Annotated in this window: 13 protein-coding genes; 4 read left to right on the forward strand and 9 right to left on the reverse strand. The window is 46.0% G+C overall.

Features of this window, described 5'->3' with window-relative positions:
* Positions 1-11 precede the first annotated feature (11 nt).
* Together HRQ85_RS22920 and HRQ85_RS22925 are read right to left on the reverse strand one after the other, a co-directional pair.
* On the reverse strand, positions 12-605 hold the full coding sequence (locus HRQ85_RS22920; RefSeq protein ID WP_172380676.1) for a uracil-DNA glycosylase family protein: 594 nt from the start codon (positions 603-605) through the stop codon (positions 12-14).
* Positions 605-1,531: a D-2-hydroxyacid dehydrogenase gene (locus HRQ85_RS22925; protein WP_055319891.1), complete on the reverse strand. Its 927-nt coding sequence runs from the start codon at positions 1,529-1,531 to the stop codon at positions 605-607. Before HRQ85_RS22925 ends, HRQ85_RS22920 begins: the two co-directional genes overlap by 1 nt.
* A gap of 71 nt (positions 1,532-1,602) precedes the next feature.
* Between HRQ85_RS22925 and HRQ85_RS22930 the strand changes: the two genes are divergently transcribed.
* Positions 1,603-2,190: a YjaG family protein gene (locus tag HRQ85_RS22930; protein WP_017062699.1), complete on the forward strand. Its 588-nt coding sequence runs from the start codon at positions 1,603-1,605 to the stop codon at positions 2,188-2,190.
* Between the two features lie 79 nt (positions 2,191-2,269).
* On the opposite strand, the gene HRQ85_RS22935 is transcribed toward HRQ85_RS22930, so the two are convergent.
* Positions 2,270-3,451, reverse strand: a complete 1,182-nt coding sequence (locus HRQ85_RS22935; RefSeq protein WP_172380677.1) for a CNNM domain-containing protein — start codon at positions 3,449-3,451, stop codon at positions 2,270-2,272.
* 270 nt (positions 3,452-3,721) lie between these two features.
* On the opposite strand from HRQ85_RS22935, the gene hupA reads away from it, so the two are divergent.
* Positions 3,722-3,994, forward strand: a complete 273-nt coding sequence (hupA, locus tag HRQ85_RS22940; protein ID WP_004729753.1) for a nucleoid-associated protein HU-alpha — start codon at positions 3,722-3,724, stop codon at positions 3,992-3,994.
* A 47-nt stretch (positions 3,995-4,041) separates the two neighbouring features.
* Entirely contained in the window at positions 4,042-4,740 is a 699-nt protein-coding gene (locus tag HRQ85_RS22945; RefSeq protein ID WP_172380678.1) for a DUF1481 domain-containing protein, read from the forward strand.
* A gap of 182 nt (positions 4,741-4,922) precedes the next feature.
* On the opposite strand, the gene purD is transcribed toward HRQ85_RS22945, so the two are convergent.
* Complete coding sequence (gene purD / locus HRQ85_RS22950) at positions 4,923-6,212, reverse strand: phosphoribosylamine--glycine ligase (RefSeq protein WP_172380679.1); 1,290 nt, start codon at positions 6,210-6,212, stop codon at positions 4,923-4,925.
* A gap of 181 nt (positions 6,213-6,393) precedes the next feature.
* Positions 6,394-8,004, reverse strand: coding sequence for a bifunctional phosphoribosylaminoimidazolecarboxamide formyltransferase/IMP cyclohydrolase (gene purH / locus HRQ85_RS22955; RefSeq protein WP_108020772.1), 1,611 nt, complete (start codon positions 8,002-8,004; stop codon positions 6,394-6,396).
* A gap of 325 nt (positions 8,005-8,329) precedes the next feature.
* On the opposite strand from purH, the gene zntR reads away from it, so the two are divergent.
* Positions 8,330-8,770 carry a Zn(2+)-responsive transcriptional regulator gene (gene zntR / locus HRQ85_RS22960; RefSeq protein ID WP_048659207.1) on the forward strand — a complete coding sequence of 147 codons (441 nt, stop codon included), beginning with the start codon at positions 8,330-8,332 and terminating at the stop codon, positions 8,768-8,770.
* A gap of 89 nt (positions 8,771-8,859) precedes the next feature.
* Here zntR and fis read toward each other — a convergent pair whose 3' ends face one another.
* The 4 genes from fis to accC form a co-directional block, all read right to left on the reverse strand.
* Positions 8,860-9,156 carry a DNA-binding transcriptional regulator Fis gene (gene fis, locus HRQ85_RS22965; RefSeq protein ID WP_004729744.1) on the reverse strand — a complete coding sequence of 99 codons (297 nt, stop codon included), beginning with the start codon at positions 9,154-9,156 and terminating at the stop codon, positions 8,860-8,862.
* Positions 9,157-9,179: 23 nt separating this feature from the next.
* Positions 9,180-10,148, reverse strand: coding sequence for a tRNA dihydrouridine synthase DusB (dusB, locus tag HRQ85_RS22970; protein ID WP_032546269.1), 969 nt, complete (start codon positions 10,146-10,148; stop codon positions 9,180-9,182).
* Between the two features lie 140 nt (positions 10,149-10,288).
* A complete protein-coding gene (gene prmA / locus HRQ85_RS22975) occupies positions 10,289-11,176 on the reverse strand; it encodes a 50S ribosomal protein L11 methyltransferase (protein ID WP_009844690.1) in 888 nt (295 codons plus the stop codon).
* A 170-nt stretch (positions 11,177-11,346) separates the two neighbouring features.
* Positions 11,347-12,690 (reverse strand): acetyl-CoA carboxylase biotin carboxylase subunit, encoded by a 1,344-nt coding sequence (accC, locus tag HRQ85_RS22980; RefSeq protein ID WP_048614986.1) that lies wholly within the window; start codon positions 12,688-12,690, stop codon positions 11,347-11,349.
* Positions 12,691-12,696: the final 6 nt, after the last annotated feature.

Genomic DNA, 12,696 nt, shown 5'->3' on the forward strand with positions numbered 1-12,696 from the left:
TGTGCAGTTAATTAGGTATTTGGATCATGGTAGGCCAAATGCTCAGAGATGTGTTTCCTGATATAAGGAATGACTTCATTTTCAAACCAAGGGTTCTTCTTGAGCCAGATATTATTGCGTGGCGAAGGGTGGGGTAATGGCAAAAACTCAGGCGCCCACCTTTGCCAATCACGCACGGTTTCGGTCAATGTGCTGGTGGTTTTGTTTGTTAGGTAATGGTTTTGTGCGTACTGGCCAATCAGCAGTGTCATTTGAATATCGGGTAGAGATTGCAGCACTTTGTTATGCCAAAGCTCCGCGCACTCTTTGCGTGGTGGAAGATCACCACTTTTCCCTTTCCCCGGATAACAAAACCCCATAGGCACAATCGCGACTTTATGCTCGTCGTAAAAAGTATCGCTGTCTATCCCTAACCAGTCTCTTAATCGTTCGCCACTGGCGTCATTCCAAGGGATCGACGACTCATGCACCTTGATACCCGGCGCTTGACCTATGATCAGCAAACGCGCATTTGGGTGTGCTTGAATCACTGGGTTGGCACCGTGTGATAGGTGAGGTTCACAAGCTCGGCATTGTCGAATCTCTTTAAGTAACGAAGAGGACATCAGTAACCTTTATCAAAATCGATGACATGATTAAGTGTAAAGCCATCTCGCCATTGTTGGTAATTCTCTGCGAAGATCTCGACCACTTGTCTTGGCTCACTGAGTGCAGCGATGTGCGGAGTGATGGTAACTTGCGGTAGTTTCCAGAAAGGGTGTTCTTGCGAGAGGGGTTCACTTTCAAACACATCTAAAAATGCGTGTTCTACCCATCTGTTTTTTATGGCGAGCAACAAGGCTTTATTGTCGATGCTCTCTCCTCGACCGACATTAAACAGCAACACATTAGAGCAGTAGCCTAACGTGGTTTGGTTCAACAACTGATAGGTTTCAGCAGTTGATGGCAGGGTGTTGACCACAATATCGGCCTGCTTGAGGGCAGCCTCTATCTCATTGATGTGGAAAGTCTCTTTAAAGGTTTCTTGTTTGGATGGGATACCCGTACGGTTGACACCTATGGTATGAATACCAAAAGCGGCCGCGGTTTTTGCTAAATGACTGCCGATTGAACCTGTTCCTAAAATCACCATAGTTTTGTCAGTTAGGCTAGTATAAAGCTGTGGCTGCCAGTTTCGTTGTTGTTGATGCTGATGGTAATGAGGAAAGTGTCTACAGTGGCTGATTGCGTAACCTAAAACGTACTCCGCGATAGCAGGACCGAAGATACCTTTGACGTTGGTCAGCGTGTAATCCTGACGAAGGTCTGGCTGAGTGAGTTTATTGATGCCAGCGTAGGTACTCTGTACCCAGTCTAGCTCTTTAAACTCGCCAAGGCGCTCGGCTATCAGGGGAGGCGAGGCTAATACAATTTCAGCTAACTCGGGGTTTTGAGTGATTTCTAGGTCGGGTAAATCCTGGTTTAGAATCAGTTGCGTATAGGTATCGTTATGCTCAGTAAGAATATAGAGCTTATTCGTGAAATTGTTCATCGGCTTACCTTTTCCCCCCAGGGTTTATCAAGTACACTTTCGCTGTCTTTTTCTGCAATTATTGAGTGACTATGCTTCAGAATCCACTGCAGGTTCGTCTTGAAAAGTTAGAACCTTGGCAACAAATTACCTTTATGGCGTGTCTATGTGAGCGTATGTACCCTAACTATGCCATGTTTTGTGAGAATACAGAATTTGCGGAAGCTCGAATCTATCGTGATGTTTTGGATAGCATTTGGGAAATCCTGACGGTTAAAACAGCAAAGGTGAACTTTGAGCGTCAACTTGAGAAGGTTGAAGAGCTATTCCCTAGCGGTGATGATTTTGATTTTTATGGTGTTTACCCAGCAATGGACGCATGCCAAGGCCTAGCAACGCTAATTCATGGCCTGCTTGACCGTGAACATATGTTGGAAGCGGTAATTAAAGTGAGTCAACAATCGGTGAAGACGGTTGCTGAGCTTGAGTTTGCTCAAGGCGCTGAAGAAGTGACCAACGAAAATCAGAAAGAAAACGAAGCGGTGTGTGAAGAGTGGGACGTTCAGTGGGCCATTTTCCGACCTCTACGTGAAACGACTGAGCGTGACTTAGAGCTGATCAAAGACCTACGCCACGAACTGCGCGAAGATCCAGTCAGTAACATTGGTGTTGCGTTATAATTCGCTATCGCACCAAGGTACGAATAAAAACAAAGGCTCCCTAGGGAGCCTTTGTTGTATCTACGATATCAAATTTAGATTAAGCGTCTTTTTTGTCTTCGTTCTGCGCTTTGTCTTTTGATGCTTTATCTTTTGACATGTCGTCGTCATCCGCTGACTTTGAATCTGAGGAATCATTATCTGCTGGAGTTTCTTCCTCTAGCTCGTCCTCGTCATCGCGGTTTTCGATAACACCGTGTGTCTCTTTCCACTTTTCCCAGCGTTGGAACGCCAGTTCTTGCATGTCAGTCGTCTTATCCGCCTCGTCGACAATCTCTTCACCTACTAGGTGCTCAAAGATGTCTTCTAGGGTGATGATGCCCTGAATGGTGCCGTATTCGTCCACAACTAAAGACAGTTGCAGGCGGTTTGCCATCATCTGGTCAAAGGCCTTAGCCAAGCCCATGTTGTTCAGCAATACGTGGATAGGGCGCATTACCTCACCCAGAGCTTTCTCACCACACCCGGCTTGCTGCAATCTAAACAGTTCTAAGCGGTGAACAAAACCAATGATGTTGTCACTCTGCTCGCTGTAAACCAGCGGGCGTGAGAATGGTGTGTCTTTATGTTGTTCTAGGAACGTATTCACACTCATTTCCGCATCAACACGGAATACCACTGGGCGCGGCGTCATTACCTGAGTCACGGGTACATCTTGAATACCCAGTAGGTTGCTCAGGATTTTTGATTCGCCTTCTGCAAACTCGCCGCTCTCTTTTGCCAAAATCGCCATTGCAGATAGCTCATCACGCATTTTTGGTGCTTGGTGGCCACGAGCAAGACGTTTGGTGATCTGTTCTGAGAACCAGACAAACGGTGTTAGGAAGAACACCATCCAACGAAGCACGCTTGCCGAAGCAGGAGCAAGTTGACGCCAGTAGGTTGCACCAATGGTCTTTGGAACAATCTCAGACAATACCAAAATACCCAGCGTTAGTACTGCAGAGAAGACACCTAACCATTGGCTACCAAAAACGACAGCCGCTTGTGCACCTGCTGTCGCAGCACCGATAGTATGCGCGATGGTGTTGAGCGTTAAAATTGACGCAAGCGGGCGGTCAATATCTGTTTTCAGTTTGTCTAAAGACTCTGCTGCAGGGTGCCCATTTTGTTTTAGTTGAGCAATGTAGCTCGGACTAATACTCAAAAGTACAGCTTCCAAAACAGAACAAATGAAAGAAACTCCAATAGCAATGGAGACGTAAATAGTTAGCAGCAGCATGTTTGCCCTTAAATTAAATTGTACGCTTTAGCAGCGATTCAGCGTGGATTATAGTGAAAAAGTAGTGGCTAGGTCATCATTAATTTTGCTCTCAGCCCCTTTTAAACAAGGGCTTGCTTAATAAAATCAGTAACAAATTGTGAGTTATTACTCATATTATGGCTAAAACTACGGCATTAGAGCTAAAGATCGACGACAAACCTTTGCCAGATGGGGCATTTATGTTTTAGAGTGAATTGAATTCAAAAATACAAAGAAGGGAAACCTAAAATGAACAAGACTCAATTAATCGACTTTATTGCTGAAAAAGCGGACCTTTCTAAAGCACAAGCTAAAGCTGCTCTAGAAGCGACTCTTGGCGGTGTTACAGATGCTCTTAAAGATGGCGATCAAGTTCAGCTAATTGGTTTTGGTACTTTTAAAGTAAACCACCGTGCAGCTCGCACTGGTCGTAACCCAAAAACTGGTGATGAGATCCAAATCGCTGCTGCAAATGTTCCAGCATTTGTTGCAGGTAAAGCGCTGAAAGATTCAGTGAAATAATCTAAACTGTACCGAGGTAGTCGTATTCCACCTCGGTACAGGTTTTTATGAAAAAAACATTTCTTCTCGTTTCACTATTATCTACATTTCTTATTGGCTGTTCTTCAACAAGCCCTCGCAAAAACCTAGAGCAATTTGAAACTCATACCGGCGGCCAAGTCATGGGCGACGCGACAAGTTTCTACTGGGTTACAAACAAGCTAACACAACCTCATACTTCAGCTGACTACGTCACTGTCGGCGATTACGGCTGGTACCAAACTGACTATGCTTGGTCAGAAGGCGTGCTTCGTGAATTCATTCGTGAAGGCGAGCAGCGTAACTCTTCTAATGAGCTGGTTCCTTATCGTGTCCATGTGCGTTTCAATAAGTCAGGCGAAGCTGTGTATCAACAGTACCGCATTGATAGCAAAATCTTACCTATCCAAGTTAAGCAACTCGAAAACTATCAGAAAGAAGCTAAGTCGGTTCTAGAGACTACGATGAAGCAGAATGATGAAGGTCTCAGACTGGTTCAGGGGTACTGGGATGGCAGCTCTTTTAAAACGTGCGCTGGTGGTGAATTTGATCGCATTGAATTTAACCAGACCTTACCAAGCTTCGTGATCGACCGATTGGCATCTGTGGAAAGTTATGCGGCGTTTCTTGGCAGTGATTCACTGGGTAAGATGAGCGTGGAAGAGTTACTGATGCTGGCTGAAGACAGCCATGATTGTGTCGTTAGGCCGTCATTGTTGAAAGAATAGCGATTAATCAAAGGATTGAGAGTATTTGGCCTACTGTAGGCCAAGTGCTGATTTGTCTGTACAGACGCGGATTCTTAGAAAGATTGAGTAATAAAAAAGGCGCCTATCGAGGCGCCTTTTGCTGTTATTCGCTTGCTGTCATTTGCTTACTGCTATGGAAAGTAAGCGAGTAACCAGATTGATTACTGCTCTTGCTCGCGCGCAATCGCACGGTAACCAATGTCATTGCGGTGGAACATACCATTCCAGCTAACTTGCTTCGTCAACGCGTAAGCGCGCTCTTGAGCTTCAGAAACCGTGTTACCTAGTGCCGTTGCACAAAGTACGCGACCACCGTTTGTCACCACATCGCCAGCTTCGTTATTAGTCGTACCCGCGTGGAAAACTTTTTGGCCTTCAACTTCGCTTGTTGGTAGTGAAATAACGTCACCTTTTGCGTAGTCAGCAGGGTAACCGCCAGCCGCAAGTACAACACCGATAGACGCGCGTGGATCCCACTTTGATTCTGCTTCGTCTAGTTTCTCGTCGATAGCCATTAGGCAAAGCTCAACAAGGTCTGACTCCATACGCATCATGATAGGTTGCGTTTCTGGATCGCCGAAGCGGCAGTTGTATTCGATAACTTTAGGTGTGCCGTCAGCATCGATCATTAGGCCAGCGTAAAGGAAACCCGTATAAGGTGCGCCTTCTGCGTCCATACCACGTACCGTTGGGTAGATAACTTCCTCAAGGATACGGTTGTGGATTTCAGGCGTCACAACTGGAGCTGGAGAGTAAGCACCCATGCCGCCAGTATTAGGACCCGTGTCTTTGTCGCCAACACGTTTGTGATCTTGGCTGGTGGCCATAGGAAGAACGCTAGAACCGTCAACCATTACGATGAAGCTTGCTTCTTCGCCTTCAAGGAACTCTTCGATAACCACGCGGCTGCCAGCTTCGCCAAATGCGTTGCCCGCTAGCATGTCTTTGATTGCGTCTTCAGCTTCTTCAAGGGTCATCGCAACGATAACGCCTTTACCTGCTGCAAGACCGTCAGCTTTTACTACGATTGGCGCGCCTTGCTCACGTACGTAAGCGATAGCCGGCTCAATCTCAGTGAAGTTCGCGTAGTAACCCGTTGGGATGTCATGACGAGCTAGGAAATCTTTAGTGAATGCTTTCGAACCTTCAAGCTGTGCTGCCGCTTGAGTTGGACCAAAGATAGGCAGGCCCACTTCGCGGAATGCGTCAACCACACCAATAACTAATGGCGCTTCAGGGCCAACGATAGTCAGTTCGATTTTTTTCTCTTGAGCAAACGCCACTAAACCAGCGATGTCTTCAACACCGATGTTTACGTTCTCAAGTTTCGGCTCAAGTGCAGTGCCTGCGTTACCTGGAGCGATGAATACTGTTTCAACGTTTGGGTTTTGTGCTGCTTTCCAACCTAGTGCGTGCTCACGACCGCCAGCACCGATGATTAAAACTCGCATTGTAAAATCCTTAATCTCAAATATCTAAATATTTAAAAAAACAAAGTTATAAGTCTTGCTCAAAGTAGTTGGTGATGTGGCTAGGCAGCAATTGAGCCCATCCCCGGTCACATAGCCCGCTATGTGACCGGGGTGGACGAAAGCAGCTAACGACGCCACAGTGCCAAATACGAAGAGGAAATTAGTGGCGGAAGTGACGCATGCCAGTAAAGATCATCGCCATGCCGTGTTCGTCTGCTGCTGCGATAACTTCGTCATCACGCATAGAGCCGCCCGGTTGGATAACACACTTGATGCCAGCTTCTGCTGCCGCGTCGATACCGTCACGGAATGGGAAGAACGCATCTGATGCCATTACACAACCTTCAACCTGTAGACCTTCGTCAGCAGCTTTGATGCCTGCAATTTTCGCAGAATAAACGCGGCTCATTTGGCCAGCGCCAACACCAATTGTCATGTCGCCTTTCGAGTAAACGATAGCGTTAGATTTAACGTACTTCGCTACTTTCCAGCAGAATAGAGCATCTTTTAGTTCTTCAGCTGTAGGTTGGCGCTTAGAAACCACTTTAAGGTCATCTTCAGACACCATGCCTTGGTCGCGGTCTTGAACTAGCAAACCACCGTTAACGCGTTTCACGTCAAAGCCAGTTGTCTTAGTTGTCCACTCGCCACACTCAAGTAGGCGAAGGTTTTTCTTAGCCGCTACGATCTCTACTGCTTCAGCAGAAACTGATGGTGCAATGATAACTTCAACGAATTGACGCTCAGTGATAGCCGTTGCTGTTGCAGCGTCTAGCTCACGGTTGAAAGCGATGATGCCGCCAAATGCAGACGTTGGGTCTGTTTTGAATGCACGGTCGTAAGCTTCTAGGATGTCTTCACCTAGTGCAACACCACATGGGTTAGCGTGCTTAACAATCACACATGCTGGTTGGTCGAACTCTTTCACACACTCAAGTGCAGCGTCAGTGTCAGCGATGTTGTTGTAAGAAAGGGCTTTACCTTGAATTTGGCGAGCAGTAGATACTGACGCTTCTTCAGGGTTTGCTTCAACGTAGAATGCGGCTGCCTGGTGGCTGTTCTCACCGTAGCGCATGTCTTGTTTTTTCTCGAACTGTTGGTTGAACGTGCGAGGGAATTTAGACTCTTCGTCAGCCTTCTTTCCTTCTTCATCAAGTAGAGAGGCACCGTATGATGGAACCATAGTGCCGAAGTAGTTAGCGATCATGCCGTCGTAAGAAGCGGTGTGCTCGAATGCTGCGATAGCGAGGTCGAAGCGAGTCTCTAATGTTAGAGATTTATCGTTCGCGTCCATTTCAGCGACAACGCGCTCGTAGTCGTGTGCGTTAACAACGATAGTCACGTCTTTGTGGTTTTTCGCTGCAGAGCGAACCATTGTAGGACCGCCGATGTCGATGTTCTCAACAGCGTCAGCAAGAGTACAACCTTCTTTAGCAACGGTTTCTGCGAATGGGTATAGGTTTACAACAACCATATCGATAGGGTTGATACCGTGAGTTTCCATCACGTCATCATCTTGGCCACGACGGCCTAGAACACCACCATGAACTTTTGGGTGCAGAGTCTTAACACGGCCATCCATCATTTCTGGGAAACCAGTGTAGTCAGATACTTCTGTAACAGAGATGCCTTTTTCAGCAAGCAGGCGAGCAGTGCCACCGGTAGATAGGATATCTACACCACGGTTAGCAAGAGCTTGTGCAAATTCAACGATACCAGTTTTGTCTGATACGCTGATTAGAGCGCGGCGAATTGGACGAGCGTTATTCATGCTTCCATCTTCCTCAAATTCATGGGGTTAAAATAAAGATATTTGCCAAAAAAGAACTTGTTTCTATCTTCTTAGCGTGGATTATCTTAGATACCAGTAAGAGATAAAATATTGGCCAGTTTTGGTAAAGACCTTTTGGGTTAGTCTTATGATTAAGCTATAAGATAACCAACTCCAAATTTGATGGCGCAGATTCTAACTAATTTATTACAAAAAAGCTCGCGCAATCGTTTGGTATCTCAAAATTAATTATGAAAAGTGCCATTTCAGCCTGAAAAGTAACGATAAGGTTAATTGTGGAATGGACGAAACAGTAGGAAAAAACATGTTTCAGATCGGTGAATTAGCGAAACGATGCGGTGTAACAGCCGATACCTTGCGATTTTATGAGAAGAATAACCTGATTGCGCCAGCCAGTCGCAGTGAGTCGGGTTATCGCTTATATGATGAAAATAACCAAAAGCAGGTGACGTTTATTCTCAAATCTAAAGAGTTAGGGCTGAGTTTAGATGAAATCAAAGAATTGCTTGAGATTCGTCTCGAGGCCACACAGCACAGTTGCGCCGAAGTGAAGTCGATTACCTCAGCAAAACTAGAGATGATTGATGAGAAGATTACCGAGTTAACTAAGATTCGCACCGCACTTAAAAAGATTAATGATGCGTGTTGTGGCCACGTGGACGACGATGCAAGCCATTGTTCTATTCTGGCAGCCTTGGATTCAGCAAACGTCGACAAAGGGCGCTGTTGTCGCACTGGAGAGTAATCAGCTACCTATCACGGTTCGACAAGCCAAAAAAAAGCCAAACTCAAAAATGAGCTTGGCTTTCAATTCAATAAATTACGAAAGAACGATTAGTTCATGCCGTATTTTTTAAGTTTCTTGCGAAGAGTACCGCGGTTAATACCCATCATGGTTGCTGCGCGAGTTTGGTTACCGCGAGTGTACTGCATGATAGTGTCTAGTAGTGGCTGTTCAACTTCAGCTAATACTAATTCGTATAACTCGCTGACTTCTTGACCGTTTAATTGAGCAAGGTAATTTTTCAATGATGCTTTAACTGAGTCACGTAGTGGCTTCTGCGTGATTTGGTCTTGTGATGTAACTGTAGTTACTGTCAATGCTTCTGAAGTCAGATTTTGTTCGAACATATTCGGTCTAGCTCTTCTCGTAATTATGGTGCAACGTTATCAAAAAAACCTTCTAGCGCTTCAAGCTGCAGATCACCTGCTTCGAATGCGTTGAAGGTACGGCGAAACTCACTCGCTTGTTCATGTTCTTTTAGATACCAACCCACATGCTTACGAGCGATGCGAGGGCCTAAAAACTCTCCATAAAATTCATGTAGAGCGTGCACATGACCAAGCATGATGTCTTTCACTTCCGAAATCGGGAGTGGGTCCATCGTGGTGCCGTTTTCCAAATAGTGTAGGATTTCGTTAAAAATCCAAGGACGTCCTTGGGCAGGTCGACCTATCATTAAAGCATCAGCGCCGGTGTACTCCAGCACAAACTTCGCTTTTTCCGGACTATCGATATCACCGTTAGCGATAACCGGAATAGATACTGCTTGTTTCGCTGCTTTAATGTGTTTGTATTCTGCCTCACCTTTGTACATACAAGCGCGAGTTCTTCCATGGAGCGCAAGAGCTTGTATGCCGCAGTCTTCGGCTATTTTCGCGATTTGGACACAGTTTCTATTGTCTGTATCCCAGCCTGTGCGCGTTTTCAACGTTACTGGAACGTCGACAGCATTTACCACCGCCTTCAGAATGTCTTCAATGAGTTCTGGATGCTGCAGTAGGGCTGAGCCCGCAAGCTTTTTATTCACTTTTTTAGCTGGACAACCCATGTTGATATCGATGATTTGCGCACCGTTATCGACATTAAATTGAGCAGCCTCGGCCATAAGCTGTGGATCTGCACCAGCGATTTGTACTGAACGAATGCCCGATTCGCCTTCATGTACCATACGCTGCTGAGACTTTGACGTTTTCCAAACTTTCGGATTGGAGGACATCATTTCACTGACTGCCATCCCCGCACCGTAGCGAAGACACAACTCACGGAATGGTCTATCCGTTACGCCAGCCATAGGAGCGACGATTAGATTGTTCTTAAGTTGATAATTTCCGATTTTCAAAAATGTCATCACAGTTCTGTACCAGCAAGGGCGCGCATTTTACGCATTTTTTCGCTGCGTGAAAAGACTAATATTTGAGCATTTACAATTTGTTTTTGTAATTTGTTTAAATTTCAGTCAATTAGCGCCCAAAGTCTTGTCTAGCCTTGCTTGCGACCTGAGATTCGGCACCATTCTTGTTGTTCAATGATCGGATCAATGTGAAGCTCATCACGATAATAAGTCGCCACATCTTCCGCTTGTGTATCTAAAACACCCGACATCGCAAGCACACCATTTGGCTTAACTAGGCCTTTGATGATGCCAGAAAGGTCGCGTAATGGACCTGCAAGAATGTTGGCAACAACAACGTCAGCCAGCAAACCTTCCGGTTGATCTTGTGGTAAGAACACTTCGAGTTGTTCAGCAACGCCATTGCGTTGTGCGTTGTCTTTTGATGCAAGCAGAGCTTGAGGATCAATATCGATCCCGATAACTTTTGCCGCGCCTAGTTTGATCGCCGCGATCGCTAGGATGCCTGAGCCACAACCGAAGTCGATTACGGTTTTGCCTGTCAGGTCTAAGCCTTCAAGCCACTCAAGACACAGTGCCGTTGTCGGGTGAGTACCGGTACCAAATGCAAGGCCTGGGTCTAGCATTACGTTGACAGCGTCAGGTTCAGGGATATCGCGCCAGCTAGGGCAGATCCATAAACGCTCACCAAACTTCATTGGGTGGAAGTTGTCCATCCATTCACGTTCCCAATCCTTGTCTTCAATTTGCTCTACTTTATGAGCAAAGTCTGCAGGGAACATGTTACTTGCTTTAATCTGCGCTAGAACGACACCAGTATCAGTCTCAGCGTCGTAAAGCGCGAGAATGTCAGTATCACCCCAAAGGCGAGTTTCACCCGGCAGAGGCTCAAATACAGGGGTATCTTGTGCATCCAGGAAAGTTACAGAAAGAGCACCAGTCTCTTCCATTAACATGTCGCCGATTTGTTCGGCATTTTCATTGGTAGCATTAAGCTTGATTTGAATCCAAGGCATGGCTGCATCTTCTATATGAGAAAAATTGGATGGCGAGTCTAGCAGAAAATATGAGCAAATTCACCAAAACCCCACGGAATATAATGGGGATTAAAGATTGATTTTTTCGGCGGCTTAAAAACAAAAATGCTCACCGAAGTGAGCATTTTGACTGTTCTTAAACGAACGGATTATGACAAACCAAGTTTCTTCTCAAGGTAGTGGATGTTTGCACCACCGTGTTGGAAGTTTTCGTCGTTCATAATAGACAGTTGAAGCTCAGTATTAACGTTAATACCTTCAACAATCATTTCACCCAATGCGTTCTTCATACGAGCGATAGCAACATCACGGTTCTCACCGTAAGTGATCAGCTTACCAATCATTGAATCGTAGTGTGGTGGTACTGTGTAACCAGTGTAGATGTGAGATTCCCAACGTACACCCATACCACCTGGAGCATGGAAGCGCGTGATCTTACCTGGAGATGGTAAGAAACGAACGGGATCTTCCGCGTTGATACGACATTCGATTGAGTGGCCGCGCAGCTTAATATCATCCTGTGTGAATGATAGAGGCTGACCAGCAGCAATGCGAAGTTGCTCTTTCACTAGGTCAATACCCGTTACCATTTCAGTAATCGTGTGTTCAACCTGGATACGAGTGTTCATTTCTATGAAGTAGAACTCACCGTTTTCGTATAGGAATTCAAATGTACCTGCACCGCGGTAACCGATCTCAATACATGCACGAGTACAGCGTTCGCCGATGTACTTACGCATCTCTTCAGTGATACCTGGAGCTGGCGCTTCTTCCACAACTTTCTGGTGACGACGCTGCATTGAACAGTCACGCTCACCTAGGTGGATAGCATTGCCTTGGCCATCTGCAAGCACTTGTACTTCAATGTGACGTGGGTTTTCTAGGAATTTCTCCATGTAAACCATGTCGTTGTTGAAACATGCTTTTGCTTCAGCACGAGTCATCGCGATAGCTTCTGTTAGTTCTGCTTCAGAACGAACAACACGCATACCACGACCGCCGCCGCCGCCAGATGCCTTGATGATAACTGGGAAGCCAATGCGCTTAGCGTGCGCTTTGTTTTTTGCATCGTCGTCGTCAAGAGGGCCGTCAGAACCTGGTACACAAGGTACGCCAGCTTTCTTCATTGACGTGATAGCTGACACTTTGTCACCCATCATGCGAATGGTTTCAGCTTTAGGGCCAACAAAGATAAAGCCACTGCGCTCTACCTGTTCTGCGAAGTCTGCATTTTCAGATAGGAAGCCGTAGCCAGGGTGAACAGCTACTGCACCTGTAACTTCAGCTGCGCTGATGATACGAGGGATGTTTAGGTAGCTATCGATACCACGAGCTGGACCGATACAAATGGTTTCGTCTGCAAGCAGTACGTGCTTAAGGTCACGGTCAGCAGTTGAGTGAACCGCTACCGTTTTAATACCAAGCTCTTTACATGCACGCAGAATACGTAGTGCAATCTCACCACGGTTCGCGATTACTAATTTATCTAACATAATGAG

This window comes from Vibrio sp. Vb339 (genome assembly GCF_902751245.1).
Taxonomy (GTDB): Bacteria; Pseudomonadota; Gammaproteobacteria; order Enterobacterales; family Vibrionaceae; genus Vibrio; species Vibrio coralliirubri.